Here is a 25,366-nt window from a genome sequence, read left to right as displayed (position 1 = left end):
CAGCCATGGACGCGCCATGTGCCGGGCTTGAAAGGACCCTTTATGACTGACGTCGACTGGCCCCGCCGCGCCGGCCTCTCCGCCGCGCTTGACGAGGCCGCCATCGTGGCGATTACGGATCGCGCGGGCCGCATCCTGTATTGCAACGACAAGTTCGAGGCGGTCAGCGGCTATTCGCGCGCCGAGCTGATCGGCCAGACGCACAGGGTGGTGAACTCGGGCGTTCATGCGCGCGACTATTTCCGCAACCTGTATCGGACCATCGCGCGTGGCGAAGTGTGGCGCGGCACCATCCAGAACCGCACCAAATCGGGCGAGGCCTACTGGGTGGACACTACCATTGTTCCGAACCTCGGGGCGGATGGACAACCCGAGACCTACACCGCCATCCGTTTCGAGGTGTCGGACCACGTTCGTGCGCTCAGGGCCCTGGAGCTGGCGCAGGCCGAGGCGCGGCAGGCCGCAGAGGTGCGTGACCGCTTCTTCGCCAACGTCAGCCATGAGGTGCGTACGCCGCTGAACGCGGTGCTGGGCCTGGCCTCGGCCCTGGCGCACACGACATTGACGCCGCGCCAGAGCGAGATGCTGAACCTGATCACCGGGGCTGGCGACTCCCTGCGCCGGGTGCTGGACGACATGCTGGACCTGTCGAAGATGCAGGCCGGTCAGTTCAGCCTGTCGCCGGCGTCGTTCGACCTCAGGGGCGACATCGAGGCGGTGGTCGAGATGCGTCGCGCGCTCGCCGAGGACAAGGGCCTGGCGCTGGAGGTCGTCTTCACGCCGACCGCCCGGGGCGAGGTGATCGGAGACGGGGTGCGCATCACCCAGATCGTTTCCAACCTTGTATCCAACGCAGTGAAATTCACCGCTGAAGGCCGCGTTTCCGTCCAGGTCGATGTGCGGGCGGTCGAACGCCAGGAGCGCCTCGTGATCGAGGTGCAGGACACCGGCATGGGCTTCGACGCCGAGGCCGCCCAACGCCTGTTCAAGCCTTTCGTCCAGGCGGATGACGCCATCTCGCGTCAGTTCGGCGGCACGGGTCTGGGCCTGTCCATCTGCAAGTCGCTGGCGGAACTGATGGGTGGAACGATCACCGTCGAGTCTGCGCCGGGCGAGGGCAGCGTGTTCAGCGTGGACCTGCCGATCCAGCGCCCGCCGTCGGCTTCGGCGGAGGCGGTTGGGTCGGTCGTCGAGAAACCCGAGGAGCCCGCGCGACTGCGCATTCTCGCGGTCGAGGATAACCCGGCCAATCAGATGGTCGTGCGCTGTCTGCTGGAGCCGCTGGGTTTCGAGATCGTCACCGCCGACAACGGGCTGGAGGGCGTGCTGCGATTTCAGAAGGAGCGTTTCGACGTGGTGCTGATGGACATGCAGATGCCGGTCATGGACGGGCTGGACGCCATGCGCCGCATCCGCGCCGAGGAGGCGCGTCTGGGCGCGGCGCGCACACCCATCGTCATGCTAACGGCCAATACGACCGAGGCTCATCATCTGCAGGCGGCGCAGGCCGGCGCCGACCATCTGGTGGCGAAACCGGTGACCTTGGAGATCCTGCTGCAGGGCATGGAGCGAGGCGTCGCTGTCGCCGCTGAATGGTCGGACGAGAGCATGCCCTCGGCGGCCTGATCGGGGAACTCGGTTGCCGCGTCTCGCGTTCAGGGCGGGTCGTCAATGACCGGTTAACCAAGATGATCCGCGCTGCACGTCTGGGCCTGCTGATAGGTCTGGTGATCGGCCTTAGCGCCTGCGCCGCGCAGACCGGAGGCATGGGGCAGGGCGGCGCCGGCACGGGCTTCTACGGCGCCGTCGAGACGGGCCGATCAGGCTGAACGCCGCAGTTTCGACAAGAAAGCTGGCGCAGGGGCGGCATCGCCTTTACTATACGCCTCGCGGACGCCGTTAGTCGCGCCGCGTCAGGGCTTCTCCCTTTTCGATGTTGACCATCGCTATCGTCGTCGTGCTGCTGCTTGTGGTGCTGAACGGCCTTTTCGCCATGACCGAACTCGCGGTCGTGTCTTCCCGCAAATCCAAGCTTCAGAGCCGTGCCGAACGAGGCGACCGCGGCGCACGCGCTGCGTTGAAACTCGCTGAGGAGCCGACGCAGTTCCTGTCCGCGGTCCAGGTGGGCATCACCCTGATCGGCATTCTGGCCGGCGCCTACGGTCAGGCGGCCATCGCCGGCGAACTGGACGACATCCTGACGGCGAACCTGCCGGCGCTGGCGCCCTATTCGCAGATCATCGCCACCGGCGTGGTCGTGGTGCTGATCACCTATGTCTCGCTGATCGTCGGCGAACTGGTGCCCAAGCGCCTGGCCCTCATCTTCCCCGAGACCATCGCCTCCAAGATGGCCGGTCCGATCTCGACCCTGGCCCTGGTGATGAAGCCGTTCGTGCTGCTGCTGACGGCGTCGACCTCGGGCATCCTCAAGCTGCTGGGCGTCAAGGATCGCGACGGTTCGGACGTCACTCAGGAAGAGGTGGAGAGCATCCTGGCCGAGGGCACGTCCGCAGGCCTGATCGAGCCGGAAGAGCAGGAGATGATCGAGGAGATCCTGCGCCTGGGCGACCGGGCCGTGCGCGTGGCCATGACGCCGCGCCACGAGGTCTATTGGATCGCCCTGGACGATTCCGAAGAGACGCTGCGCGAGGAAATTCGCACCTGTCCCTATTCGCGCATCGTGGTGGCGCGCGACAACGACATCGATAATCCGCTGGGCGTGGTCCACAAGAAGGACCTGCTGGACAGTCTGCTCGACAACGGCGAGTTCAATGTCGAGAAGCTGGTGGCCGAACCGGCCTTCATCCCTCAGTCGACCTCGGTGCTGAAGGCGCTGGAGATCCTGAAGGGCTCGAAGGTTCACATGGCCTTCGTGGTCGATGAATACGGCGCCTTTGAAGGCGTGGTCACGGCGACGGACCTGCTGGAGATGATCGCCGGCGACTTCAACGAGAGCCATGACGAGGTCGAGACGGCCGTGCGCAAACGCGCCGACGGCACCTGGGCCGTCGATGGTCAGATCGATCTGGATGAACTGGGCGAAGCGCTGGGCGAGGACTTCGGCGAGCATGAAGGCTTCCACACGGTTGCGGGCCTGGTGCTGCACCATCTGTCGCGCGTGCCGAACGAGGGCGACGTCCTGCAGCTGGGACGTTTCGAGGTCGAGGTCATCGACATGGACGACCGACGCATCGACAAGCTGCTGTTCCGCCCTGTGATCAAGGGCGAGGAGACCGACGCCGCCTGATCAGGCGGCGCCGTCGTGGCGGCTCAGGTGCGGTCCAAAGGCTGGGGCGACCCGATAGGGACGCATGGGGCCGCCCGGCTCGGCCAGGGAGACGTATTCCCCCGGCACGAAGCGTTCGCTTTCGAGGCGGAAGCCGACGGCGTCGGCGTCCTCGCCGGGGAAGTCCAGCACCCAGCGGCCGTCCGCGCCCCGGGTCAGTTGGCCGACCGCCAGCGTCTCGCCGTCGCGGAAACGGCGGACGCGCGTGCGTTCGGGCGCGGCGAGCAGGGCCGGAGCGTCCAACCGGGAGTGTTCGTCCAGCGTCATGACCAGGTCATAGCCGTCGCCCGGATCGCCATGCGGCGCATCGGCCTCGCGGGCCAGCTCCAGCCGGATGTGATGCAGCGTCATGGTCAGCGCGCCTTGCGGTCGGCCAGATTGCTGTTGATCACGCCGTAGGCCATGGCGGCCATGAAGGTGAGGAAGAAGGCGCCCATGGCGGCGACGGGAGCGATGATTTCTGAGGGCATGGCAGTTCTCCTATGCCGACAGCAGAGCTCACCGTCCGTGGCCGCGCCTTGATGGAGATCAAAGGTCGGCTGGTTCAGGCGACGGCGCGAAGGGGACCGATGCGTGCCTGAACATGACCATCCGGGGCGATGCCGCTGACGGTCAGGGTCTGGTCACACAGGGCCAACGGGGCCGGGCGATGGCTGACCAGGATCAGGCCCTGGCCGGTGCGCTGCAGGCGCTGGGCCAGCCGGTCCAGAACCTTGGCCTCTGTCGCGGCGTCGAGCCCTTCGGTCGGTTCGTCCAGCACCAGCCAGGGCGCGGGGCGCAGATAGGCGCGGGCCAGGCCCAGCCGCCGCCGCTCGCCGCCTGACAGCCGCGCGCCGTTCTCGCCCAGAGGCGCGTCCAGCCCGCCCGGCGCGGCGCGGATGCGGTCGGTCAGGCCGGCGTCCTCGAGCACGGCCCAGAGCTGATCGTCATCGGCCGAAGGGGCGGCCAGGCGAAGATTCTCGCGCACTGTTCCGGCCATCAGAACCGCCTGTTGCGGCGCATAGGCGAATAGCGGGCGCACCGCGCCCGAGGACAGGGCGGCGCTGTCGATATCGGCGAAGGCGACCTCGCCCGGAACAGGCGCGCGCAGATGCATCATCCGCTCGATCAGGGTGGTCTTGCCTGCGCCGGAGCGACCCACGACGGCCAGGCGCTGAGGCGGGGCGAGACGCAGATCGGCCGACGACAGGCGAAGGGCAGGCTCGGCGGCGGACGTCGCGATGGGCGCCTCTCCATCCAGCAACTCGCCCAGACGCTGAACGGCGACGGCGACGGCGCCGTTCTGGCGCAGGGCGTTCAGCAGATTGCCCGCGCTCTCGACCGTGGCGACGGCGGCCAGCATGGCCAGGGCGGTTAAAGCGGGGGAGGCGGAACCGGCGGCCAACGCTGCGCCCATGACGCCCAGCGCCATGGACAGGGTCTGCCCCGCCATCAGCCAGCCTCCAGCGCGGGCCAGGGCCTCGGCGGCGGCTTCGACGGCGCCGCCCTGACGGGCCAGACGATCCACGGCCCAGTCCTTCATGCCGTAGGCCTGAAGCTCGGGCGCGGCGGCGGACATGGCGGCGAAGTCGGTCTTGAAGTCGCCCATCGCCTCCTGCAGGCGGCGGCCCGCAGGTTCGGCCAGACGGCGGCCCAGGACGACGCCCAGCGCCACGCTGACCAAGGCCGACAGGGCGACCGCGACGGCGGCGCGCCATCCGGCCAGCGAGGCCATCACCATGCCCGTCAGAAGCCCCGCGCCCGCGCTCCACGGCGCGGACAGGCGCACGAAACGATCCTGAACGGCGTCGACATCCTGCACCAGTCGGGCCGAGGCCTCGCCGCCCGCCAGCAACAGGGCGCGCGTCGTGGGGCCGCGCGCCAGGCCGTCGAACAACTGGGGACGCAGGGCGGCCAGCGCCTTCAGCGCCGCCTCATGCCCGGTGATGCGCTCGCCATAACGGGAGGCGGTACGGACGATGGCCAGGAAGCGGATGACCGCGCTGGGGACCAGATAGTTGAACACATGGGCTGCGGCCGGTCCGGCCGCGCCGGCCAGTGCGGCGGCGGTGATGAACCAGCCCGAGACGCCCAGCAGGGCCACGGCCCCGGCGGAGACCAGGGCGCCTGTGACGGAGGCGGCCAGCAGGCGCGGGAACTGGGCGCGCTCCTGGGCGCGGATCATGGCCTTGAGGCGGACGACGCCGGGAGAGGACTGAGGCTTCACAGGCGCACCACCACATCGGCCAGTTCGGCCACGGCGTCGGAATGGGTCGCGATCAGGGTCGTGCGTCCGCGCGCCGCCTCGCGGATGAGCGGCAGCAGGGCGGCCTCGGCCTCGGCGTCCAGATTGGCGGTCGGTTCGTCCAGCAGCAGCAGGGGCGCGGGCTTGAGGAAGGCGCGGGCCAGGCCCAGACGGCGACGCTCGCCCCCCGACAGACCGCCGCCGCGCTCGTCGATCCGGCGATCCAGCGCGCCGTCGAGGCCCGCCTTGCGCGCGGCCTGTTCGATCTCCGCGGGCGTAGCGTTGCGGTGAGCCAGGGCGATGTTCTCGGCCAGGGTTCCGCGGATCACGACCGGCGCCTGACCGGCCCAAGCGATCCAGGCGGTCAGGTCGGGGGCGCCCGACAGGCGCGCGTCGCCGACCTCGACCTCGCCGCCTGACAGGGGCGCAAGGCCCAGGAACAGGTTGAGCAGGCTGGTCTTTCCCGCGCCGCTGAGGCCGGTCAGGGCGACGATGGAGCCGGGCGCGACGGTCAGGTTGAAGCCGCTGAGCACGGGCGTGTCGTCATAGGCGATGGTCACGTCGCGGAAATGCATCGCGGGCGCGGACGAAGGAAGAGGCGCACGAGGTCGCGGCGTCTCATCGATCTGTTCCAGGCGGCTGAGGCTGGGCGCGGCGGACTCGGCGGCCTGACGGTCGTGATAGGCGGCGGCGAGGCGGCGCATCGGCTGATAGACCTCGGGCGCCAGGGCCAGGACGAAGAAGGCCTGCGCCAGGCTCAGTTCGTCCGGCGCCGGAAACGGCAGCAGCTTCAGCAGGTTGAAGCCGCAGTAGACGGCGACCAGCGCCACGGCCAGGGCCGAGAAGAACTCCAGCACCGCCGAGGACAGGAAGGCGACCTTCAGCACCTTGCCGGTGCGGCGGGCCAGATCGTCCGAGGCGCGGGCGATGACGCGGGTCTGTTGGGCCTCGGCCTGGAAGGACAGGATGGCGGGCAGGGCGCGCACCCGGTCCAGAAACAGGCCAGACAGACGCTCTAGCGCCAGGAACTGACGGCGGCTCTCGGCGCCCGCCGCCATGCCGGTCAGGGCCATGCCCAGGACGAAGGGCAGCATGGTGAAGATCAGGATGCCGGCGGTGAAGGGGCTGACCACGCCAGCGGCCACGATCAGGATCAGGGGCGAGGCGGCCGCCGCCGTGCGGGCGGGGGTGAAGCGGACGACTTGGCCGTCCAGGGCCTCGACGCCCTCGGCGGCGGCGGTCATGGCGGCTGCGTCCGACAGGCGGCCGGCGAGGGCGCCCTTCAGGGCCCGGCGACGAAGACCGTTCTTGGCGGCGCGGGCGGCGCGGGTGTTGACGAAGACCGCGCCCTGACTCAGCGCGGCGCGTACGATCAGGGCGGCGACCGCCAGAACCAGGCCGGGGACGGCCTCGGCCAGGCCGCGCGGCAAGGCGCCGACGGCCAGGGCCAATCCGGCGGCGAAGCCGACGGCCGGGACCGTGTCCGCGATCACCAGGGCTCCGCCCAGGTTCATCAGGCGACGCCAGGGGGACAGGGCGGCCTTCAGCCAGGCCGCAGGCGCAGCCGTCTCTGCGATTCTCGGGGAACTCGCCTGCTGAGGGGCGACCGGCTGGGCCGTCATCATGTCTCCAGGTGCGCCATTTTGAGAATAAGAGTCCGATCCGCCCTCATCCAGCGTGATCGACGACAATAGAGGATGGGGCAAAAAGCCTATGTGGCGAAAGGTCTTTGGGCGAAACGCCCTCTAGTTCAAGTCGCTGCCTCTGGCTTTGATCAGGATCAAGGCGCGCCAAACGACGCGGCTTTAGGTTAGAGTAGAACGCCGGTCGATGGGGGCTGGCGGTCAGGAGCCTGGAACGATGATCGACCTGGCGGTCGTAGACCTTTCACGCCTTCAGTTCGCACTGACGGCGCTATACCACTTTCTGTTCGTGCCCCTCACATTGGGCCTCTCCTTCATGCTGGTCATCATGGAGAGCATCTATGTGATGACCCGTCGGCCGATCTGGCGGACGATCACCCGTTTCTGGGGCGTGATCTTCGGCATCAACTTCGTGCTAGGCGTCGCCACCGGCCTGACGATGGAATTTCAGTTCGGCATGAACTGGAGCTACTACTCCCACTATGTCGGGGACATCTTCGGGGCGCCGCTGGCGATCGAGGGCCTGATGGCCTTCTTTCTGGAGGCGACCTTTGTCGGTCTGATGTTCTTCGGCTGGGACAAGCTGAAGCCGCACGCCCACCTGTTCGTCACCTTCATGGTGGCCTTGGGCACCAATCTGTCGGCTCTGTGGATCCTGATCGCCAACGGCTGGATGCAGAATCCGGTCGGCGCCGCCTTCAACCCCGACACCATGCGGATGGAAATCACCGACTTCATGGCGGTGATCTTCAACCCGGTGGCCCAGGCCAAGTTCGTCCACACCGTGTCGGCCGGTTACGTCTGCGCCGCCGTGGTCGTGCTGGGCATCTCGGCCTTCTATCTGTTGAAGGGCAAGCACAAGGGCTTCGCCAAGCGGTCGATGACCGTGGCCGCCGCCTTTGGTCTGCTGTCGTCGCTGTCGGTGGTCGTTCTGGGCGATGAGTCGGGTTACGCCCTGACCGACAACCAGAAGATGAAGCTGGCCGCTCTGGAAGCCATGTGGCGCACCGAAGAGGCCCCGGCCGGTCTGACCCTGTTCGGCCTGCCGAACCTTGAGGACCGCCACACCCACTTCGAGGTCAAGGTGCCCTATGTTCTGGGCCTGATCTCGACGCGCAGCATCGACAAGCCGGTCGAGGGCATCCTTGAACTGGTCGCCGTCGCCGAGGACCGCATCGAACGCGGCGTCGTCGCCTATGACGCGCTGGAAAAGGTCAAGGCCGATCCGACAGACATGGCCGCCCGCGGTCAGTTCGAGACGGTCCGCAACGACCTGGGCTACGGCCTGCTGTTGAAGCGTTACGTCGAGGACCCGCGCGCCGCGACGCCGGATCAGATCAAGCAGGCCGCATGGTCGACGGTTCCGAACGTGCCGCTGATGTTCTGGGTGTTCCGTTTCATGGCCGGCATCGGCTTCCTGATGATCGGCCTGTTCGGAACGGCCTTCATCCTGTGCACCCTGCGCAAGCATGAGACGAAGTGGTTCCTGCGCCTGGCCGTCCTGGCCATACCGCTGCCGTGGATCGCTATCGAGTCCGGCTGGCTGCTGGCCGAAGTGGGGCGTCAGCCCTGGGCCGTGGAAGGTGTGCTGCCGACCTTCCTGGGCGCGTCCAGCCTCACGGTGGCCCACCTGTGGACCACGATCATCTGCTTCACCCTGCTGTACGGTGCCCTTGCCGTCGTCGAGGTCGGCCTGATCCTGCGCGCGGTCAAGAAGGGGCCGTTCGCCGAACAGGAAGCCAGCGAAGAAGACGCCGCTGCTGAAGGCGAGCCCGCGGTCGCCTGACCCGGTCGTTGAAGGAAAAAGAGAGATGGAACTTCCCCTCGACTACACCACCCTCCGCCTGATCTGGTGGGGACTGTTGGGCGTGCTGCTGATCGGCTTCGCCCTGACCGACGGGTTCGACATGGGCGTCGGCGCCCTGTTGCCCTTCGTCGCCAAGAAGGACGAAGAGCGCCGCATGGTGATCAACACCATCGGCGCGACCTGGGAAGGCAACCAGGTCTGGTTCATCGTCGGCGGAGCGGCGATTTTCGCCGCCTGGCCGCAGGTCTACGCCGTCAGCTTCTCGGGCTTCTACCTGGCCATGTTCGTGGTCTTGTCCGCGCTGATCCTTCGGCCCGTGTCGTTCAAGTATCGCTCGAAGCGGCCCGAGGCGCGCTGGCGCTCCATGTGGGACTGGGGTCTGTTCATCGGCAGCTTCGTCCCGGCCCTGGTGTTCGGCGTGGCCGTCGGCAACGTCCTGCTGGGCGCGCCCTTCCGCCTGACCAGCGACCTGCGCAGCTTCTATGAAGGCGGCCTGCTGGGTCTGTTCACCCCCTTCACCCTGCTGTGCGGCCTGCTGTCGGTGTCCATGCTGGTGCTGCACGGCGCGGCCTGGCTGGCGATCAAGGGCGAAGAAGGACCGGTGCTGAAGCGCGCCCGCGCCATCGGCACCGTCGCCGGCGTGGTCAGTCTGGTGCTGTTCGCGATCGGCGGCGCCATGGTCGCCTTCGGCGACATGGGCTTCCGCATCACCGGCGTGGTCGACACGGCGGGCGCCTCCAACCCGCTGCGCACGGCGGTCGAGGCTGCGCCCGGCGCCTGGATGGACAACTACGGTCGTTATCCGTGGATGATCATCGCTCCGGTTCTGGGCTTCGTCGGCGCCGCGATCGGTCTGCTGGGCATGTGGCGCAAGTCGGCGGCGCTGGCCTTCGGCGGCTCCTCGGCCTCGGCGGTCGGGATCATCTCGACGGTCGGCCTGTCGATGTTCCCCTTCATCCTGCCCAGTTCGATCGACGCCCAGTCCAGCCTGACGGTGTGGAACGCCTCGTCCAGCCATACGACCCTGTTCATCATGCTGATCGTGGTGGCGGTCTTCCTGCCCTTCGTCCTGCTCTACACCGCCTGGGTCTACAAGGTGCTGTGGGGCCGCTCGACGACCGAGGCGCTGAAGACCAACCCCGACCTCTACTGATCCCGCGAAAGGAGATCATCCCATGTGGTATTTCGCTTGGATCCTGGGCCTCGGCCTGGCGGTGGCCTTCGGCGTCCTGAACGGCCTGTGGCACGAGTTCCGCTTGTTCGATGAAGGCGACGAGGGTCACTCGGAACCCTGACCCCCGTCATCTGACGGACAGACGAAAGATCCCCTTCGGCGCTGGCCGGAGGGGATTTTTCATGGCCCCTACAACCGCTCATCCCGGCGGACGCCGGGATCCAGTGAGGATGCAAGCCAGATACCTGGCCGTTCAGAGACGCGCCTTGAAGCCAAAACACTGGATCCCGGCGTCCGCCGGGGTGAGCGGGAATAAGAAGATATTTTTATAAATATCCGTAGCTTGCGCTGGATCAAGGCGGAGTGAGGCGAGCAGGCGCAAGGTCATGATGACATCGAAGCCGGGCCCTCTCCCGACCCGGCGAATGTCGGGGATTGCACCGATGAAAACCACAGCCGCATTGATCGCTTCCGTCAGCCTGCTGGCCGTCGCGGGCGCCGCCTCGGCCCAGAACGCCGCGCCTGAGCCGGTGGGCAAGGGCTCGCTGATCGTCACCGCCCGCATGACCGGCGTCCTGCCTCAGGCCGACGACGCCATCGTCACCGCCGCCGGGGCCGACAGCGGTCTGAAGGTGGATGTGGGCGACGACTGGATGCCGACGCTGGGCTTCACCTATTTTGTCGCCGACCACTGGGCCGTCGAGGCCATCCTGGGCGCCACCCAGCACGAGGTCCGCGCCAAGGGCGGCGCGACCGATGTGGCCGTGCATGAGACATGGGTTCTGCCCCCGGTGGTGACGCTGCAATACCGGCCGACGTCGAACGCGACGGTCAGCCCCTATGTCGGGGCGGGCGTCAGCTACATGGCCTTCTTCAGCGGCAAGGATAAGAACGGCTTCGAGGTCGATCTGGACAACGGCTTCGGCGTCGCGCTGCAGGCCGGCGCCGACTGGAACATTTCCGGCCCGTGGACGCTGAATGTGGACGCCAAGAAGGTGTGGTTCGACACGGACGCCAGGATCAACGGCGGCGCGCTGAAGAGCAGCGTCAGCCTGGACCCCTGGGTCGTGTCGGTCGGCGTCGGCCGTAAGTTCTAGAGCCGATGCGGGGAGGGGCGCGGAACGTCAGGCCGCGTCCCCTTATCCCTTTGGCCGGAATGGATCAGGCGGAGCCTTCGCCCAGGGCCTTCAGCGCGGCCGGGTCGGGCAGGGCGACGTCATTGCCCGGCAGCAGCCGGATCAGGCCCGAGGTCTTGAACTGGGTGAAGACCCGGCTGACCGTCTCGATCGTCAGGCCCAGGTAGTCGGCGATGTCCAGCCGCGTCATCGGCAGATGGACCTGCCCCTCCGGGCCGCCCAACTGCACCTGGCGCTCTGACAGGCGGGTCAGGAAGCTGGCCAGCCGCTCGCGCGCCGTCTTGCGGCCCAGAAGGACGATCTGCTCCTGCGCCGCCATCAACTCATCCCCGGCCAGGGCCACCAGTCGGTGCTCCAGCGCAGGCAGAGCGTTCAACAGTTGATCGAAGTCGCCGCGCCGGAAACGGCAGGCGTTCAGCGGCGTCAACGCCTCGGCCGTGAAGCTGGAGGCCCCGCGCCCGCCCAGACCCAGAAAGTCGCCCTGGAACAGGAAGCCGGTGATCTGGCGCCGTCCGTCGGGCAGCAGGCGGTACAGCTTCACCGCCCCGTCCACCACGTTGAAGACGTAAGGGTTTGGATCGCCTTCATGGAATAGAGCTTGTCCCGGCTGGGCCGAGACGCTCTCGCTGGCGCAGGCCATGCTCTGAAGCTCGTGCCCCTTGAGGTCCGCGCAGACGCCCAACGGACGGGCGCCGCAGCTGGCGCAAGGATGGACGTCTTCCAGACGCACCTTTTCGAGTTCGGCCTGAGCCGCAGCGGTGTTCACGAACGTCGTCTCCCGGATGACGCGGCAGTCTAGGCGATAAGAGGCTGAATCCGAATAGGTCAGCCTGTCCTAGCCGCCAGTTCCGCGGCGCAGTCCGGCGCAGCGGCTTCCTCGGCATAGCGCAGCCGCGCGCCCAGCTGGCGGGCGAGGGCTGTCAGCTCGACCGCCAGGCTCTGACGCACCAGGGGGCGCACGCCCATTTCGCGCACCACGAAGGGACCGGCCCACAGGGTTTCGCCGTATTCCAGGTCAGGCTGCCGCCACCAGCTGACGAAGCCCAGCACGCCGCCGCGCCGATTGCGCGCGCTGAGGATGCCCCGGCTTTCCGGGGCGGCGCGCCAGGCCGACAGGAAGGCGTCCCACTGGGCCGGCTCCAGATTGGGCCGCCACAGACGCGCCAGGGCGAAGGCGGCCGGCGCCTCCGCTTCGCTGAGGGGGGCCACCTCCAGACGAGGCGTATCGGACGCGAAGCGGGACTCTGTCATGAGAGTATTGGAACCGAAGCGGCGTCCAGTCGCCTTGATCTGCGTCAAGGCTGCGTCGAAGCTGCCAAGCCAGTCTGTTGGACCCGTCCGCTCTCGTATCCTCTGGAGAAACGCCATGAGCTCGACCTCGCGCATCACCCCGATCCACGGCGGCGCGGTGGCCGCCATTCTCAAGCTGCTGGACAGCCAGAAGCTGATGACTCTGGCGGTCAACCGGGCCGACGGGCGGCCGCAGGCGGCGACTCTGGGCTATCTGAACGACGGGCTGAACCTCTACTTCGTCACCGCCCGCGACAGCGAGAAGCTGAAGAATCTGACCGCCGACCCGCGTGTCGGCGTCGCCGTGCGCGGCGTGGGCCAGGAGGGTGAGGCGGTCGGCGTCTCCATCGACGGCCGCGCCGAGGAGGTGACGGACGGCGACGAGGTGAAGCGGCTGAACGACCTGATCATCGCCCGCTCGCCCGACATCAGCCCCTGGGCGCCGGGCGGCGACGCCGTCGCGGTGGTCAAGGTGATTCCCGAGGAGATCGAGGCGGTGGCCGTGATCGACGGTCGCAGTCGGGCCCAGACCTTCTCGGTCGGCGATTCCGACGCCCTGGTGAAAGGGCTGAGCTATGAGCCCAGCGCCGTGGCCCGTCTGTTCTGAGGAAAATCCGCGACTTCGCGCGCCTGCGGCGCAGATGGCCCTTGAAATGACCGTGGCCCTCGGGCATACGCCCCCCTCTGGCGAGGGTCGCGCCGCTGGGTGAATATCCACGGCGCGCTGATCTTTGTCCGGGACACTAGGAGTGTAGCTCAGCTGGTAGAGCATCGGTCTCCAAAACCGAGGGCCGGGGGTTCGAGTCCCTCCACTCCTGCCATTCCCCCTGTTGCGATCGCCTGGGACTTCCCATGTGGGGCAGCAGGATCCAGAGGTTGAAGAGACGTCAAATGGCCAAGGCGAAGACCCCGGGCGGCCGCCGCTCCACGGGGACCAAGACCGCAGCAGCCGCGCAAGGCGCAGCGACCGTGGCCGTCGACGCGCCCGCGCCGAAGAAGAAGACGTCCATCCCGCAGTTCATCAACGAGGTTCGCGCCGAGGCGCGGAAGATCGTGTGGCCCAGCCGCAAGGAGACCTGGATCACTTCGGTGATGGTCTTCATCATGGTGCTGATCGCGGCCGCCTTCTTCTGGATCGTCGACACGGGTCTCGGCTTCGCGTCCCGCATCATCCTCAGCCTTGGCCAATAAAGGAGACGCGCACATGACCGATGCAGCGCCCAAGCCGGCGGCCAACCCCCGCCACAAGTGGTATATCGTCCACGCCTATTCGAACTTCGAAAAGAAGGTCGCCGAGCAGTTGCGCGACCAGGCCAAGCAACAGGGCCTGGAAGACGCCTTCTCCGAAATCCTGGTTCCGACCGAGGACGTCGTCGAGATCCGCCGCGGCAAGAAGGTCAACGCCGAGCGCAAATTCTTCCCCGGCTATGTGCTGGTGAAGATGGAGATGACCGACGAGGCCTATCACCTAGTCAAGAACACGCCGAAGGTCACGGGCTTCCTGGGCGCCGCGGGCGGCACCAAGCCGCTGCCGGTCTCGGAGCGTGAAGTCCAGAACATCATCGGCCAGGTGGAAGAGGGCGTCGAGCGTCCGAAGCCCACCATCCGCTTCGACATCGGCGAGAACGTCAAGGTCACCGACGGCCCGTTCGCCAGCTTCGACGGTCAGGTCGAAAGCGTCGACGAAGAGAACGCCCGCCTGCGCGTGGCCGTCTCCATCTTCGGCCGCCCGACCCCGGTGGACCTGGAATACAATCAGGTGGAGAAGGTCAGCGCCTGATCGGCCTGACGTTTCTGCTAAGTATGCAGCGGCGGCCTCCGGGCCGCCGTTTTGCGTTTCGACCGGTGTTTCCCTCTCCCGGCGGGAGAGGGCTTGAGCGCACGAGAGCGGAGCGATCGTTCTGGCGCGAAAGGGTGAGGGGCTTGTACCTTCAGTCGGCGTAAGCCGTAGCATGACCTCAGATGCGGCCTTCGGCCGACCTCAGCCGCGAACCCTCACCCTTTCGCCTGAGCCAATCGCTGACGCTCTTGGAGGCTCAAGCCCTCTCCCATCGGGAGAGGGGGCTGCACCTCATTTGCCTTCCATCCCACCTCCTGCTAAACGCGCGCCTTCGCTGGACGGCCTTCGAGTCGCCCGGCGGCAAATCCGTGGAAGGCAGCCATGCCGGACCACGGCTCACCGGCCCGACGCATCGTCATCGGGTCATTCATAGGAGAGACCAATGGCCAAGAAGATTCTCGGCTATATCAAGCTGCAAGTGCCGGCCGGTTCGGCCACGCCTTCGCCCCCGATCGGCCCGGCTCTGGGTCAACGCGGCGTGAACATCATGGGCTTCTGCAAGGAGTTCAACGCGCGGACCGAGAAGGAAGCCAAGGGCACCCCGCTTCCGACCGTCATCACTGTCTATCAGGACAAGTCGTTCACCTTCATCACCAAGACGCCGCCGGCGACCTGGTATCTGAAGCAGGCCGCTGGCATCAAGTCGGGCTCCAAGCTCGTCGGCCGCGAGTTCGCCGGCAAGGTCACGCAGACGCAACTGCGCGAAATCGCCGAGAAGAAGATGAAGGACCTGAACGCGAACGACCTGGACGCCGCGTCGCGCATCATCGAGGGCTCGGCCCGCGCCATCGGCATTCAAGTGGTGGAGGGCTAAGACATGGCTAAGCTGACCAAAGCCCACAAGGCCCGCACGGGTGTCACCGAAGACCTGCTGGCCTTCAACGAAGCCATCAAGCTGGTGAAGGACAACGCCAAGGCCAAGTTCGACGAGTCGATCGAAATCGCCGTCAACCTGGGCGTCGACCCGCGTCACGCTGACCAACAGGTCCGCGGCGTGGTGAACCTGCCCTCGGGCACCGGCCGTGACGTCCGCGTCGCCGTCTTCGCCAAGGACGCCAAGGCTGATGAAGCCAAGGCGGCCGGCGCCGAGCACGTCGGCGCTGAAGACCTGTACGAGAAGATCGCCGGCGGCTTCATGGACTTCGACCGCGTGATCGCGTCGCCGGACATGATGGCCCTGGTCGGTCGTCTGGGTAAGGTGCTGGGCCCGCGCGGCCTGATGCCGAACCCGAAGGTCGGCACCGTGACCCCGAACGTCGCCCAGGCCGTCAAGGACGCCAAGGGCGGCGCCGTTGAGTTCCGCGTCGAGAAGGCGGGCATCGTCCACGCCGGCATCGGCAAGGCCTCCTTCACGCAGGACGCCCTGGAAGCCAACGTCAAGGCCATCGTGGACGCCCTCGTCCGCGCCAAGCCGTCGGGCGCCAAGGGCACCTATGTGAAGCGCATCGCCCTGTCCTCGACGATGGGCCCGGGCTTCAAGATCGACCCGGCTTCGCTGGGCGCCTGATCCGGCTTCACGGCTAAGAACGACGACGGCCCCGGAGAGACATCTCCGGGGCCGTTTTCTTTGGTCGCGGCCTATCGTGCTTCGAGGCCTGACTTTCAGTAGCCGACGGTGAAGCGGGCGCGCGGATGACGGGGCGTCTCGATCTCGTCGGCCATGGCGATGGCGTAGTCGGGGAAGGAGATGCGGCTGTTGCCCTGAGCATCCGTCAGCAGGGCGTCGCCGCCCAGCCGGAAGACGCCGGTGCGCTCCGACCCGTCGAACAGGGCCGAAGGGGACAGGAAGGTCCAGTTCAACTCGGGCTCCACACGCAAGGCGTTCAGGAAGCGGCCGCCCGCCAGGGCTTCGGCCTTGTAGGCTTCGGGGAAGTCCGGCGTGTCGACGAGGCGCTGGCCCGGCGCGATTTCCAGACTGCCGGCGCCGCCGACCACCAGGTAGCGCGGAACGCCTGCATCCTTGATCGCCTGGATCAGCAGGGCTGGATCGCTGTCCACGAACATGACGGCGCTGACCACGGCGTCGGCGCCGACCAGGGCCGGGGCGAGGGTTGCAGGCTGGTTCACATCCCCGGCTACCGCCGTCACGCCAGCCCCCGCAGGGACCCGGTCAGGCCGACGGGCCACGCCCGTCACCTGATACCCGCGTCGGGCCAGTTCCTTGACGATTTCCGATCCGACGCGGCCGCTGGCGCCCAGGACAGTCACTTTCATGGGTATGCTCCTTGTGGTTACCAATGGGAACCAGGTGTGTTAAAGGAAGCGATCATGCAAGAAGGCACTTTTCTCTCACCAGGTTCCCCGATGGTGACCGCCTCCAGCGGGGGCGAGCGCGGAAACGTCTACGCCGCCGACTGCCCGACCCGCCTGTTGCTGGACCGGATCGCCGACAAGTGGACGGTGCTGCTGCTGACGACCCTGTCGGACGGCCCGATGCGCTTCAACGCGCTCAAGCGTCGAATAGAGGGCGTGTCGCAAAAGATGCTGAGCCAGACCCTGCGCCAGATCGAACGCGACGGCCTGGTCACGCGCCGGGTCGAGCCGAGCGTGCCGGTATCGGTGACCTATACGATCACGCCCTTGGGCCAGGGACTGGTTCAGGCCCTGAGGCCGATGATCGACTGGGCCGAGACCCGGATGAGCGAGGTGGCGGTCGCCCAGTTAGCCTATGATCAGGCGCGCGGCGACTGATCCATGATGAAGTCCCTCTGTGCTTTCATCATCTCGGTGATCAGCCGTTTCTCGCCGTCGTCGAGATAGGGGTTCCAGACGTCGAAAATCAGGATGACGCGCATGGCGTCGGCGTCGTTCCAGGCTTCATGCTCGATGGTGTCGTCAAAGACCCAGGCGCGACCCATCTCCCAGTCGCGAACCGTATTGCCCACACGGAAGCGGGCCGGTCCCGGCAGGATCAGCGGCAGGTGGGTCAGCAGGCGCACGTTTGATGAGCCGGTGTGCGGCGGAATATGCGTCTTCGGCTGAAGCGCCGAGAACATGGCGGTGGGAGAAAAGCCCTCCTGGTCCGCCATGGGCAGACTTTCCAGCAGGGCGGCCGTCTGGGGGGCTCGCGCGCAGATTTCGTCCTGGCGGCGCCCATCCTTCCATAAGAAGAGGGAGCTCCACTTGCGCGAGTGGTTCAGCTCTCCCCACTGATTGACCGGCGCCCCCTTGGGATAGGCGATGTAGGGCGAGAACTCGTCGAATGCCGTCTCAAGCAGGGTCGCCAGCTCGGCCTGGATGACGGGAGTCGCTTCTTCCAGCCGCGCCAGCCACGGAAACAGCGTGCGGTCGTAGAAGGGGATGGCGGGCAGGCGCGGATAGTTGAGCAGCAGCGGTTGCTGCCTGGGCGGCTGTTTGAGGCCGGCGTAGATTTCCAGGCCTTCCTCGAAACGTTCGCGGCTGGCCTCGCCCAGTTCAGCCTTCAGCGGCGCGATGCGGTCCTTCATGAAGTCGGCCAGGGCTTGGGCGTGCCGGTCGATCAGGCGGCTGGCGTAATCCATCTGGCTGACGACGCCGGGCGGACAGGACGCGCGCGGCGGGGCGATTTTCAGGGCGTTGCGATACACCTCAACCGCCGCCTTGGTCTGATTGACCTTCTCCAGCATGGCGCCCTTGGCCAGCAAGGCCATGAAGTCATAGGGACGCATCTCCAGGGCGTCGTCCAGAACGCTTAGGGAGGCGTGGTAGTCGCCCAGCAGACGCAAGGCGACGGCGCGGTTCAAGGTGGCGTTGTGCGTCCTGCCGAACCGATCCGCCTGATCCAGCAGTTGAAGGGCCGCGCGAGGGTCGCGACGAGCCAGAGCCTGGCCGGCTTCGACAAGCAGGCGTTCCTGCTCTGCAGGGTAGGTCATGACGATTTACGCCGTTATTTAGACACAAAGATGACACTTTCTTCATGCGCCTGAGCGGACCTCCGCGTCAATGGGCAGGGGAGAAATCCGAGAATCCGTATGCGGATGACTTGACGCGAGCGTCGGAAGCCGGGAGTTGGGGCCCCGGTCCGGTTCTCGATGTGCGCGACACGGCCTTGCGGGAGATGCCCATGCTCAGCTGGTTTCAGGCGCTGCTGCCTAAGGAAGACAACTTCTTCCGCCTGTTCGACGCCCATGCCCAGTCTCTGGTTCATGGCGCGAGCGCGCTGCGTCAGATGATGAACGGGGGGGCGGCGACCGGCGAATGGTGCGCCAAGGTGGTCGCCCATGAAGAAGAGGCCGATGAGATCGCGCGCGAGGTGCTGTTCGCCGTGCGCCGCAGCTTCATCACTCCGTTCGACCGCGCGGATATTCGGGGTCTGACGAACTCGCTGGATGACACCATCGATCAGATGCAGAAGGCCGCCAAGGTCGTCACCCTGTACGAGATGCGCGACTTCTCGCCCAAGATGCAGGAGCTGGCGGACATCGCCGTCGAATGCGGGGCGCTGACGCAGGAGGCCTTCACCCTGCTGCCGGCCATGCGCAAGAACCATGAGCGGCTGGCGATCCTGACGGAGCAGATCACCAATCTGGAAGCCCGCAGCGACGACCTCTATGACGCGGGCATGAAGGCCCTGTACGAGGCGCACCGTCACGACATGACGGGCGGCAACACCCTGGGCTTCATCATCGGCAGCCAGTTGCTGGACCACCTGGAGAAGGTGATCGACCGGTTCGAGGACGTCGCCAACCGTATCAACGGCGTTCTGGTCGAGCACCTGTAGGACGGTCATGGACCACGCCCTCCTGATCCTGGCCTTCCTGATCGGCGTCGCCCTGCTGTTCGACTTCCTGAACGGTCTGCACGACGCGGCCAACTCGATCGCCACCATCGTCGCCACGCGCGTCCTGCCGCCGATCTATGCGGTGGGCTGGGCGGCCTTCTTCAACTTCATCGCCTTCCTGTTCTTCGGCCTGCACGTCGCCGACACCATCGGCCGGGGCATCATCTCGCCGGACATCATTTCGGATCAGGTGATCTTCGGCGCGCTGATGGGCGCCATCAGTTGGAACGTCATCACCTGGATTGCGGGCATTCCCTCGTCCAGTTCTCACGCCCTGGTCGGCGGCCTGCTGGGCGCGGGCGTGGCCAAGGCGGGCGGCGGGGCCATCGTGCTCAGCGGCGTGCTGAAGACGGTCGGCGCCATCTTCATGTCGCCCGCGATCGGCTTCCTGCTGGCCCTGTTGCTGGTGCTGATCGTGTCCTGGCTGTTCGCCAAGGCCAATCCCAACTTCGCCGACCGGGTCTTCCGCGGTTTGCAGTTCGTGTCGGCCTCGGCCTATTCCCTGGGGCATGGGGGTAACGACGCCCAGAAGACGATGGGGATCATCGCCATCCTGCTTTATTCGCGCGGCATGCTGGGCGGCGAGTTCCACGTACCCTTCTGGGTGGTCATCACCTGTCAGGCGGCCATCGCCCTGGGCACCCTCTTCGGCGGCTGGAAGATCGTGCACACCATGGGATCCCGGATCACGCGTCTGTCTCCCCAGCAGGGGTTCTGCGCCGAGACCGGCGGGGCCATCACCCTGTTCGCTGCGACCAGCCTGGGCATTCCGGTGTCGACCACTCACACCATCACCGGCGCCATCATCGGCGTGGGCGCGGCCAAGCGTGTCTCGGCCGTGCGCTGGAGCGTGGCGCGCAGCATCGTCACCGCCTGGTTCATCACCATGCCGGCCGCCGCCGCCATCGGCGCCCTGTTCTACGCCCTGGGCGGGCTGTTCCTGACCTGATGTCGAACAAGCCTCGCACCTTGTCATCGGAGACCCGCCAGGTCGCAGCCTTGCCCTGGCGGCATGGCGCCGACGGCGTGGAGATCATGATGATCACCTCGCGCGAGACGCGGCGCTGGGTCATCCCCAAGGGCAACCGCATGGCGGGCAAGACCGACGCCGAGGCCGCCGTGATCGAGGCCTACGAGGAGGCCGGGGTCCAGGGCGACGTCATGGGCGCGCCGATCGGCTGGTTCCGATACGGCAAGCGGCTGAAGTCCGGGCGGGTTCAGGCCACCATCGCCAGCGTCTATCCGCTGGAGGTCTTCATCCAGCTGGGCGCCTGGCCCGAGGACGCCCAGCGCGAGCGCCGCTGGATGTCCACCGAAGACGCGGCCGTCGCCGTGGACGAGGTCGAGCTGGCCGAACTGATCCGCGACTTCAGGCCGAGCCGCGGGGCGGAGTAGGGCGTTTCGCTTTCAATAGAGAACCTTGTTCACTATGAATGCGGCGTCGCTATGGAGAATCCGATGTCGTCCTTTCTGTCCGCCGCCTGTCTCGCTCTTGTCGTGACGGGCATGACCCTCTCGGCGCCCGTCCAGGCCCATGAGTCGCTTGAGGGACAGGCCAAGGCTTCGGCGCAGGTTTCCGATAATCGCGCGGCCCTGACCCGTCGTTATCTGGAACTGACTACGGGCGGCATCGACAAGATCGTACAGCAGTTGATCAGCGAGGAGCTCGCAGGCATGGCGGACGAGATGCCGGCTGAGCAATTGGCGTGGTTCCGCGCCAATACCGTCATCATCATGCGGCCCCATATGGATGCGCTGATCCGGAGCTTGAGCGACGATATCCAGACACGCTTCACCGAGACCGAACTGGAAGCCCTGGTCGGCTTCTACGACACGCCGGAGGGGCGTGCGATCGCCGCCAAGCAGATGGAGATGGGCGGAGCCATGAGCCAGGCCATGCAGAGCTTCGAGATGTCCTATCTGCAGGATCTGATGACCAAGTTCTGCGGCGCCTTCGACTGCGGAGCCATAGCGCAGGAGGCGGCGGGCGCGACCAAGCCCGCCAAGCGTTGATTTTCCCGTTGGGCCGTGTATAGAACCCGCATCTCGTCAGGGCCTCGGTTCTGATGATGCCTGTCCGAGAACTTCGGGATGCGGGGGTCGCCCGCGTCATAATCGTCAGAAGGCCTTCTGACGCCGTGGGGAGATGGGGATGCAAAGACCTTTTGCCTGCTGGAATCCGGCGGGCGGGCCACGCTTCCTTCGGACAATAAGACCGGCCTGAACGCTGTGCAGCGATGCATGGCGCTTAAGCCAAATCCGTCGTCGGGAATAAGCCCGGCGGCGAATACCAAAACTGGAGACCACAATGGACCGCGCACAAAAAGCCGAGTCGATCGAATCGCTGAAGAGCGTGTTCGCCGACGCGGGCGCCGTGGTCGTGACCCACAACCTGGGTCTGACCGTTGTGGAGATGGAAGACCTGCGTGGTCGTCTTCGTAAAGAAGGCGCCGCGTTCAAGGTGGTGAAGAACCGTCTGGCGCTCAAGGCGCTGGGCGTCGAGGAAGGCAGCGAGTACCACAGCCTGTTCAAGGGCCCCGTGGGCATCGCATACGCCGCCGATCCCGTCACCGCCGCCAAGGTCACGGCCGAATTCGCCAAGGGCAACGACAAGTTCGTCATCCAGGGCGGTTTCATGGGCGACAAGGTTCTGGACGCCAAGGGCGTCGAGGCCCTGTCCAAGCTGCCGTCGCTGGACCAACTGCGCGGCAAGCTCATCGGCCTGCTGCAAGCCCCGGCGACCAAGGTTGCCGGCGTTCTGCAAGCGCCTGCCGGCCAGCTGGCTCGCGTCTTCAACGCGTACGCGACCAAAGACGCCGCCTAAGCCCCGTCATCTCTGCATATCTCTCTGAACCTCATCCTACCGAAGGAAGACTAACATGGCTGATCTCGCCAAAATCGTTGAAGAACTGTCGGCTCTGACCGTCCTGGAAGCCGCTGAACTGTCGAAGCTGCTGGAAGAGAAGTGGGGCGTTTCGGCCGCCGCTCCGGTCGCCGTTGCCGCTGTCGCCGGTGCTGCTGAAGCCGCTCCGGCTGGCGAAGAGCAAACCGAGTTCACCGTTGTCCTGGTTGACGGCGGCGACAAGAAGATCAACGTCATCAAGGAAGTCCGCGGCGTCCGCACCGACCTGGGTCTGAAGGAAGCCAAGGACCTGGTCGAAGGCGCTCCGCAGCCGGTCGTCGAGAACGTCTCGAAGCAAGCTGCTGAAGAGCTGAAGAAGAAGCTGGAAGAAGCCGGCGCCAAGGTCGAAATCAAGTAAGATTTCGAAACTGGCCTCTGGATCTCCAGAGACAGCTTTCAAAGCGAAGCGGGTCGGAGGGAAACCTCCGGCCCGTTTTCTTTTGCGCCGCGCCGTGTCGGGCAAGCGCGGCAACAGGCGTGCGTGACGCGGGCGAGGTGGCGCGCTAATCTGCCCCGAAAGGCCATCAGAGCCGTGAGGAGCGTTCCCATGTCCGACTTCGAGCACGTTTTCGAGCAGCCGCCGGAAGGCGCCGCCGCCGACTGGACCATCCCGCAGAACTGGTCCGGCTATACCGAGGTCGAGCACCAGACCTGGAACACCCTGTACGAGCGGCAGATGAAGATCCTGCCGGGCCGCGCCTGTGAGGCCTTCATGCGCGGTCTGGACGCGCTGGACCTGAATGCGGGCGGCATTCCCGATTTCGAGATCATCAACCCCAAGCTTCAGGCCCTGACCGGCTGGACCGTGGTCTGCGTGCCGGGGCTGGTGCCGGACGAGGTCTTCTTCGACCACCTGGCCAACCGTCGCTTCGTCTCGGGCCAGTTTATCCGCAAGCCGGACCAGCTGGACTATCTGCAGGAGCCGGACATCTTCCACGATGTGTTCGGCCACGTTCCGATGCTGACCGACCCCGACTTCGCCGCCTATATGGAGGCCTACGGCAAGGGCGGGCAGCGGGCAGCGTCGCTGGGGATGCTGTCGAACCTGGCGCGGCTTTACTGGTACACGGTCGAGTTCGGCCTGATGCAGGAGGCGAACGGTCTGCGCATCTATGGCGCGGGCATCGTGTCGTCGGCGACCGAGAGCGTCTTCAGCCTGGAAGACCCCTCGCCGAACCGCCTGGGCTTCGACCTGGAGCGGGTGATGAAGACGCTGTACCGCATCGACGACTTCCAGCAGGTTTATTTCGTCATCGACAGCATCGAGGCGCTGAAGACGGTGACGTTGCAGGACTTCGGCCCCGTCTATGAGCGGCTGAAGGGGGCCGAGGCCTTGCCGATCGAAGCCGTCCTGCCGACGGACAAGGTGTTCACGCACGGCACCCAGGCCTACGCCGCCAAGGGCGGGCGCTTCGCGGCATAGACGGCGCATCTTCTCCCTCCCCTTCATGGGGAGGGTGGTCGCGTAGCGACCGGGTGGGGAGGGCGAGTGGTCCAAGAGCTGCGATCAGCTTGCTTTGACGCCCCCACCCGGCTTCGCCTGACGGCTCAGCCACCCTCCCCATGAACGGGAGGGAGAAAAAACAGAGTCCAATTCGTCTGAATCGTCTGAAACGCTCCTCTGCGGTGGCGCGGGGGAGGGATGATGACATGAGTGCAGGCGGCGGTAGGAAAGCGAAGGTCTGCGAGCGCCGACGCCGGGAATTTCCTGCGTTTGAACGGTGAGGATGCGCTGACGCTTCCTTCTGTCCGTCACCCTCGGGACAAGCCCGAGGGTGACGGTGTGCTCAGACCCTGAACCGCTCCCACGGGCCGGTGACGGCCAGGGTCATGCCGGGCGAGTACAGGTTCACGAACATGGTCCGGCCGTCCGGCGCCCAGCAGACGCCGGCGAACTCGGTGTTCGATTCATCGGCGTCGTGGCGCATGGCGTTGCGGGCGATGGCGTAGACGCGGCCGTCGGGGGTGACGCCCTTCACATGCTGGGTGCCGACCTGCTTGTCCTCGCAGCCGATGACGTGGCCGTTCGGGGCGATGGCGATGTTGTCGACATAGTCCAGCACGGCGCGGTCGCCCGCCTCGACGAACAGCTCCAGCATGCCGGGTTGGGCGGCCTCGTCCGACTGGCCCTCGCGCGGGCTGGGGACGTAGCGCATGATCTGGCCGTGACGGCCGACGCCGCCCGAGGTGCAGGTGAAATAGAGGTGGTCGCCGGCCCAGTGGACGCCTTCGCCGCGCGCGAAGATCGCCGCGCCCGAGGCGTGGCCGCGCAGGGACAGGTCGCCGTCGGGACTTTCGACGTGATCCAGGTCGACCCAGCGCACGGCCAGGCGCTGGCCCTGACGCCACAGGACATCGTTCCAGTTGCGGGTGTCGCCGCGCGCCTGATCGACCAGGGCCAGGGCCTGAAGGCGGCCGCCGGCCTGTAGACGGCGCGGGTCGGTCGGCAGGTAGCGGTAGAAGAGGCTCTCGCCCGTGTCCTCGGTCATGTAGACGACGCCAGTGCGCGGATCGATGCAGGCGGCCTCGTGCTTGAAGCGGCCCATGGCGCGGATCGGGGTCGGATCGACCAGGCCGGTGGCGCGCGACGGCACCTCGAACACCCAGCCGTGGTCCTGGGGCAGGCCGTCCTTGGTCCCGGCCACGATCTCTTCGCAGCTCAGCCACGAGCCCCAGGGGGTGACGCCCCCGGCGCAGTTGACCGCTGTGCCGCCCAGGCTGAGGTGCTGGCGCTCGGTGCGGCCGGTCCTGAGGTTGTAGACGACGGTGGTCGTGCCGCCGCCCAGCGGAGCGACCGCGCCGGTCTCATCGGGATAGACGCCATAGACGCGGGCGCGGTCCAGGTCGCCGACCAGACGATGGTTGGCGCCCCAGGCGCTGGCGTTGAACTCCAGCGGATTGACCTCGTGGTTGCGGACCAGGATCACCCGATCCTCGTCCAGCCCGAAGCAGCCCATGCCGTCGAACTTGTCGGGGGTCAGCAGGCCGTCGGCCATGGTCTCGCCCGCCTGGGACACCACGCGGTAGGAGAAACCCTCGGGCAGGTCCAGCAGGCCGTAAGGGTCGGCCTTCATGGGGCCGTAGCCGAACACCTCGTTGCGCGAGGGGCCGTCGACGAAGCCGCCCGGTTCGGCGGCGACGGCGTGGGCGCGTTTCGCGTAGCCCGACAAGGCGAGGGCGGCGGCGGAGGCCATGAAGGCGCGGCGTGAAGCGATCATGCGCCGTGCTTACGAGCGGCGCATTACGGTCCGATGACGACGGTTTGACCGCAGCGTGACGCGGGCTGCGGCCGATGGTCCTGTCTG

General features: G+C 66.6%; 29 protein-coding genes and 1 tRNA gene. 21 read left to right on the top strand and 9 right to left on the bottom strand.

Annotation, left to right across the window (positions count from 1 at the left end; translation table 11 throughout):
* The first annotated feature begins 42 nt into the window (after positions 1 to 42).
* The 3 genes from ACWIDZ_RS02305 (at position 43) to ACWIDZ_RS02295 (ending at position 3,247) form a co-directional block, all read left to right on the top strand.
* Positions 43 to 1,626, top strand: a complete 1,584-nt coding sequence (locus tag ACWIDZ_RS02305; protein WP_453988416.1) for an ATP-binding protein — start codon at positions 43 to 45, stop codon at positions 1,624 to 1,626.
* A gap of 62 nt (positions 1,627 to 1,688) precedes the next feature.
* Positions 1,689 to 1,829, top strand: a complete 141-nt coding sequence (locus ACWIDZ_RS02300; protein ID WP_312220681.1) for a hypothetical protein — start codon at positions 1,689 to 1,691, stop codon at positions 1,827 to 1,829.
* A gap of 104 nt (positions 1,830 to 1,933) precedes the next feature.
* Positions 1,934 to 3,247, top strand: coding sequence for a hemolysin family protein (locus ACWIDZ_RS02295; protein ID WP_346486479.1), 1,314 nt, complete (start codon positions 1,934 to 1,936; stop codon positions 3,245 to 3,247).
* Here the strand turns inward: ACWIDZ_RS02295 and ACWIDZ_RS02290 are convergent, their stop codons facing one another.
* The 3 genes from ACWIDZ_RS02290 to cydD form a co-directional block, all read right to left on the bottom strand.
* Positions 3,248 to 3,637, bottom strand: coding sequence for a hypothetical protein (locus ACWIDZ_RS02290; RefSeq protein ID WP_453988418.1), 390 nt, complete (start codon positions 3,635 to 3,637; stop codon positions 3,248 to 3,250).
* Positions 3,638 to 3,830: 193 nt separating this feature from the next.
* A complete protein-coding gene (locus ACWIDZ_RS02285) occupies positions 3,831 to 5,492 on the bottom strand; it encodes an amino acid ABC transporter ATP-binding/permease protein (RefSeq protein ID WP_454071114.1) in 1,662 nt (553 codons plus the stop codon).
* Positions 5,489 to 7,135 (bottom strand): thiol reductant ABC exporter subunit CydD, encoded by a 1,647-nt coding sequence (gene cydD, locus ACWIDZ_RS02280; RefSeq protein ID WP_453988419.1) that lies wholly within the window; start codon positions 7,133 to 7,135, stop codon positions 5,489 to 5,491. The genes ACWIDZ_RS02285 and cydD overlap by 4 nt, the downstream gene beginning before the upstream one ends.
* A 238-nt stretch (positions 7,136 to 7,373) precedes the next feature.
* Between cydD and ACWIDZ_RS02275 the strand changes: the two genes are divergently transcribed.
* From ACWIDZ_RS02275 to cydX, 3 genes are read left to right on the top strand one after another with little or no spacing between them, the layout of a single operon-like run.
* Positions 7,374 to 8,939, top strand: coding sequence for a cytochrome ubiquinol oxidase subunit I (locus ACWIDZ_RS02275; protein WP_453988719.1), 1,566 nt, complete (start codon positions 7,374 to 7,376; stop codon positions 8,937 to 8,939).
* A gap of 25 nt (positions 8,940 to 8,964) precedes the next feature.
* Positions 8,965 to 10,113 carry a cytochrome d ubiquinol oxidase subunit II gene (gene cydB, locus ACWIDZ_RS02270; RefSeq protein ID WP_453988420.1) on the top strand — a complete coding sequence of 383 codons (1,149 nt, stop codon included), beginning with the start codon at positions 8,965 to 8,967 and terminating at the stop codon, positions 10,111 to 10,113.
* 22 nt (positions 10,114 to 10,135) lie between these two features.
* Positions 10,136 to 10,255 carry a cytochrome bd-I oxidase subunit CydX gene (gene cydX, locus ACWIDZ_RS02265; protein WP_024355286.1) on the top strand — a complete coding sequence of 40 codons (120 nt, stop codon included), beginning with the start codon at positions 10,136 to 10,138 and terminating at the stop codon, positions 10,253 to 10,255.
* 132 nt (positions 10,256 to 10,387) lie between these two features.
* On the opposite strand, the gene ACWIDZ_RS02260 is transcribed toward cydX, so the two are convergent.
* Entirely contained in the window at positions 10,388 to 10,522 is a 135-nt protein-coding gene (locus ACWIDZ_RS02260) for a hypothetical protein (protein ID WP_453988421.1), read from the bottom strand.
* Positions 10,523 to 10,577: 55 nt separating this feature from the next.
* Between ACWIDZ_RS02260 and ACWIDZ_RS02255 the strand changes: the two genes are divergently transcribed.
* Positions 10,578 to 11,231, top strand: a complete 654-nt coding sequence (locus ACWIDZ_RS02255; protein WP_453988423.1) for an OmpW/AlkL family protein — start codon at positions 10,578 to 10,580, stop codon at positions 11,229 to 11,231.
* Positions 11,232 to 11,295: 64 nt separating this feature from the next.
* On the opposite strand, the gene ACWIDZ_RS02250 is transcribed toward ACWIDZ_RS02255, so the two are convergent.
* Positions 11,296 to 12,036 (bottom strand): helix-turn-helix domain-containing protein, encoded by a 741-nt coding sequence (locus tag ACWIDZ_RS02250; RefSeq protein WP_453988424.1) that lies wholly within the window; start codon positions 12,034 to 12,036, stop codon positions 11,296 to 11,298.
* Positions 12,037 to 12,095: 59 nt separating this feature from the next.
* Positions 12,096 to 12,521: a hypothetical protein gene (locus ACWIDZ_RS02245; RefSeq protein WP_343829478.1), complete on the bottom strand. Its 426-nt coding sequence runs from the start codon at positions 12,519 to 12,521 to the stop codon at positions 12,096 to 12,098.
* Between the two features lie 115 nt (positions 12,522 to 12,636).
* Here ACWIDZ_RS02245 and ACWIDZ_RS02240 point away from each other — a divergent pair, with 115 nt between their 5' ends.
* The 6 genes from ACWIDZ_RS02240 to rplA all read left to right on the top strand — a co-directional run bounded on the left by ACWIDZ_RS02240 (position 12,637) and on the right by rplA (position 15,907).
* A complete protein-coding gene (locus ACWIDZ_RS02240; RefSeq protein WP_312219156.1) occupies positions 12,637 to 13,167 on the top strand; it encodes a pyridoxamine 5'-phosphate oxidase family protein in 531 nt (176 codons plus the stop codon).
* Positions 13,168 to 13,305: 138 nt separating this feature from the next.
* Positions 13,306 to 13,381, top strand: a tRNA-Trp gene (locus tag ACWIDZ_RS02235).
* A gap of 70 nt (positions 13,382 to 13,451) precedes the next feature.
* A complete protein-coding gene (secE, locus tag ACWIDZ_RS02230) occupies positions 13,452 to 13,751 on the top strand; it encodes a preprotein translocase subunit SecE (RefSeq protein WP_291774119.1) in 300 nt (99 codons plus the stop codon).
* Positions 13,752 to 13,764: 13 nt separating this feature from the next.
* Positions 13,765 to 14,340 (top strand): transcription termination/antitermination protein NusG, encoded by a 576-nt coding sequence (gene nusG, locus ACWIDZ_RS02225; RefSeq protein ID WP_003168512.1) that lies wholly within the window; start codon positions 13,765 to 13,767, stop codon positions 14,338 to 14,340.
* 442 nt (positions 14,341 to 14,782) lie between these two features.
* Positions 14,783 to 15,214 carry a 50S ribosomal protein L11 gene (gene rplK / locus ACWIDZ_RS02220; protein WP_312219155.1) on the top strand — a complete coding sequence of 144 codons (432 nt, stop codon included), beginning with the start codon at positions 14,783 to 14,785 and terminating at the stop codon, positions 15,212 to 15,214.
* 3 nt (positions 15,215 to 15,217) lie between these two features.
* Positions 15,218 to 15,907: a 50S ribosomal protein L1 gene (gene rplA / locus ACWIDZ_RS02215; protein WP_312219154.1), complete on the top strand. Its 690-nt coding sequence runs from the start codon at positions 15,218 to 15,220 to the stop codon at positions 15,905 to 15,907.
* 95 nt (positions 15,908 to 16,002) lie between these two features.
* Here the strand turns inward: rplA and ACWIDZ_RS02210 are convergent, their stop codons facing one another.
* Positions 16,003 to 16,614, bottom strand: coding sequence for an NAD(P)-dependent oxidoreductase (locus ACWIDZ_RS02210; protein WP_453988426.1), 612 nt, complete (start codon positions 16,612 to 16,614; stop codon positions 16,003 to 16,005).
* Positions 16,615 to 16,704: 90 nt separating this feature from the next.
* Between ACWIDZ_RS02210 and ACWIDZ_RS02205 the strand changes: the two genes are divergently transcribed.
* Entirely contained in the window at positions 16,705 to 17,091 is a 387-nt protein-coding gene (locus ACWIDZ_RS02205) for a winged helix-turn-helix transcriptional regulator (protein WP_453988427.1), read from the top strand.
* On the opposite strand, the gene ACWIDZ_RS02200 is transcribed toward ACWIDZ_RS02205, so the two are convergent.
* Positions 17,073 to 18,251, bottom strand: coding sequence for an aspartyl/asparaginyl beta-hydroxylase domain-containing protein (locus ACWIDZ_RS02200; RefSeq protein ID WP_453988428.1), 1,179 nt, complete (start codon positions 18,249 to 18,251; stop codon positions 17,073 to 17,075). The genes ACWIDZ_RS02205 and ACWIDZ_RS02200 overlap by 19 nt on opposite strands.
* Positions 18,252 to 18,442: 191 nt before the next feature.
* Between ACWIDZ_RS02200 and ACWIDZ_RS02195 the strand changes: the two genes are divergently transcribed.
* From ACWIDZ_RS02195 to phhA, 7 genes are all read left to right on the top strand, one after another.
* On the top strand, positions 18,443 to 19,099 hold the full coding sequence (locus tag ACWIDZ_RS02195; RefSeq protein WP_346486492.1) for a DUF47 domain-containing protein: 657 nt from the start codon (positions 18,443 to 18,445) through the stop codon (positions 19,097 to 19,099).
* A 7-nt stretch (positions 19,100 to 19,106) separates the two neighbouring features.
* Entirely contained in the window at positions 19,107 to 20,108 is a 1,002-nt protein-coding gene (locus tag ACWIDZ_RS02190) for an inorganic phosphate transporter (protein WP_291774143.1), read from the top strand.
* Positions 20,108 to 20,554: an NUDIX hydrolase gene (locus ACWIDZ_RS02185; RefSeq protein ID WP_343829484.1), complete on the top strand. Its 447-nt coding sequence runs from the start codon at positions 20,108 to 20,110 to the stop codon at positions 20,552 to 20,554. Before ACWIDZ_RS02190 ends, ACWIDZ_RS02185 begins: the two co-directional genes overlap by 1 nt.
* A gap of 63 nt (positions 20,555 to 20,617) precedes the next feature.
* On the top strand, positions 20,618 to 21,172 hold the full coding sequence (locus ACWIDZ_RS02180; protein WP_453988430.1) for a DUF2059 domain-containing protein: 555 nt from the start codon (positions 20,618 to 20,620) through the stop codon (positions 21,170 to 21,172).
* A gap of 295 nt (positions 21,173 to 21,467) precedes the next feature.
* Positions 21,468 to 21,983 (top strand): 50S ribosomal protein L10, encoded by a 516-nt coding sequence (gene rplJ / locus ACWIDZ_RS02175; protein ID WP_003168522.1) that lies wholly within the window; start codon positions 21,468 to 21,470, stop codon positions 21,981 to 21,983.
* Between the two features lie 55 nt (positions 21,984 to 22,038).
* Complete coding sequence (rplL, locus tag ACWIDZ_RS02170; protein WP_046654319.1) at positions 22,039 to 22,419, top strand: 50S ribosomal protein L7/L12; 381 nt, start codon at positions 22,039 to 22,041, stop codon at positions 22,417 to 22,419.
* Between the two features lie 189 nt (positions 22,420 to 22,608).
* Positions 22,609 to 23,484, top strand: a complete 876-nt coding sequence (gene phhA, locus ACWIDZ_RS02165; protein ID WP_453988432.1) for a phenylalanine 4-monooxygenase — start codon at positions 22,609 to 22,611, stop codon at positions 23,482 to 23,484.
* Positions 23,485 to 23,848: 364 nt separating this feature from the next.
* Here phhA and ACWIDZ_RS02160 read toward each other — a convergent pair whose 3' ends face one another.
* Entirely contained in the window at positions 23,849 to 25,279 is a 1,431-nt protein-coding gene (locus ACWIDZ_RS02160; RefSeq protein WP_453988433.1) for an alkaline phosphatase PhoX, read from the bottom strand.
* Positions 25,280 to 25,366: the final 87 nt, after the last annotated feature.

This window comes from Brevundimonas sp. NPDC055311 (assembly GCF_053645695.1).
This window is presented reverse-complemented; position numbering and strand designations above follow the sequence as displayed.

Bases quoted from the DNA above. Each gene is read 5' to 3' on its own strand.
- ACWIDZ_RS02245 (WP_343829478.1), bottom strand. From the start codon at position 12,521: ATGACAGAGTCCCGCTTCGCGTCCGATACGCCTCGTCTGGAGGTGGCC.
- ACWIDZ_RS02180 (WP_453988430.1), top strand. From the start codon at position 20,618: ATGTCGTCCTTTCTGTCCGCCGCCTGTCTCGCTCTTGTCGTGACGGGC.
- ACWIDZ_RS02195 (WP_346486492.1), top strand. From the start codon at position 18,443: ATGCTCAGCTGGTTTCAGGCGCTGCTGCCTAAGGAAGACAACTTCTTC.
- ACWIDZ_RS02295 (WP_346486479.1), top strand. From the start codon at position 1,934: ATGTTGACCATCGCTATCGTCGTCGTGCTGCTGCTTGTGGTGCTGAAC.
- rplA (WP_312219154.1), top strand. From the start codon at position 15,218: ATGGCTAAGCTGACCAAAGCCCACAAGGCCCGCACGGGTGTCACCGAA.
- ACWIDZ_RS02210 (WP_453988426.1), bottom strand. From the start codon at position 16,614: ATGAAAGTGACTGTCCTGGGCGCCAGCGGCCGCGTCGGATCGGAAATC.
- ACWIDZ_RS02290 (WP_453988418.1), bottom strand. From the start codon at position 3,637: ATGACGCTGCATCACATCCGGCTGGAGCTGGCCCGCGAGGCCGATGCG.
- cydB (WP_453988420.1), top strand. From the start codon at position 8,965: ATGGAACTTCCCCTCGACTACACCACCCTCCGCCTGATCTGGTGGGGA.
- phhA (WP_453988432.1), top strand. From the start codon at position 22,609: ATGTCCGACTTCGAGCACGTTTTCGAGCAGCCGCCGGAAGGCGCCGCC.
- cydD (WP_453988419.1), bottom strand. From the start codon at position 7,135: ATGATGACGGCCCAGCCGGTCGCCCCTCAGCAGGCGAGTTCCCCGAGA.
- ACWIDZ_RS02255 (WP_453988423.1), top strand. From the start codon at position 10,578: ATGAAAACCACAGCCGCATTGATCGCTTCCGTCAGCCTGCTGGCCGTC.
- rplL (WP_046654319.1), top strand. From the start codon at position 22,039: ATGGCTGATCTCGCCAAAATCGTTGAAGAACTGTCGGCTCTGACCGTC.
- ACWIDZ_RS02300 (WP_312220681.1), top strand. From the start codon at position 1,689: ATGATCCGCGCTGCACGTCTGGGCCTGCTGATAGGTCTGGTGATCGGC.
- cydX (WP_024355286.1), top strand. From the start codon at position 10,136: ATGTGGTATTTCGCTTGGATCCTGGGCCTCGGCCTGGCGGTGGCCTTC.
- ACWIDZ_RS02190 (WP_291774143.1), top strand. From the start codon at position 19,107: ATGGACCACGCCCTCCTGATCCTGGCCTTCCTGATCGGCGTCGCCCTG.
- ACWIDZ_RS02185 (WP_343829484.1), top strand. From the start codon at position 20,108: ATGTCGAACAAGCCTCGCACCTTGTCATCGGAGACCCGCCAGGTCGCA.
- ACWIDZ_RS02240 (WP_312219156.1), top strand. From the start codon at position 12,637: ATGAGCTCGACCTCGCGCATCACCCCGATCCACGGCGGCGCGGTGGCC.
- secE (WP_291774119.1), top strand. From the start codon at position 13,452: ATGGCCAAGGCGAAGACCCCGGGCGGCCGCCGCTCCACGGGGACCAAG.
- nusG (WP_003168512.1), top strand. From the start codon at position 13,765: ATGACCGATGCAGCGCCCAAGCCGGCGGCCAACCCCCGCCACAAGTGG.
- ACWIDZ_RS02305 (WP_453988416.1), top strand. From the start codon at position 43: ATGACTGACGTCGACTGGCCCCGCCGCGCCGGCCTCTCCGCCGCGCTT.
- ACWIDZ_RS02260 (WP_453988421.1), bottom strand. From the start codon at position 10,522: ATGACCTTGCGCCTGCTCGCCTCACTCCGCCTTGATCCAGCGCAAGCT.
- ACWIDZ_RS02200 (WP_453988428.1), bottom strand. From the start codon at position 18,251: ATGACCTACCCTGCAGAGCAGGAACGCCTGCTTGTCGAAGCCGGCCAG.
- ACWIDZ_RS02160 (WP_453988433.1), bottom strand. From the start codon at position 25,279: ATGATCGCTTCACGCCGCGCCTTCATGGCCTCCGCCGCCGCCCTCGCC.
- rplJ (WP_003168522.1), top strand. From the start codon at position 21,468: ATGGACCGCGCACAAAAAGCCGAGTCGATCGAATCGCTGAAGAGCGTG.
- ACWIDZ_RS02205 (WP_453988427.1), top strand. From the start codon at position 16,705: ATGGTGACCGCCTCCAGCGGGGGCGAGCGCGGAAACGTCTACGCCGCC.
- rplK (WP_312219155.1), top strand. From the start codon at position 14,783: ATGGCCAAGAAGATTCTCGGCTATATCAAGCTGCAAGTGCCGGCCGGT.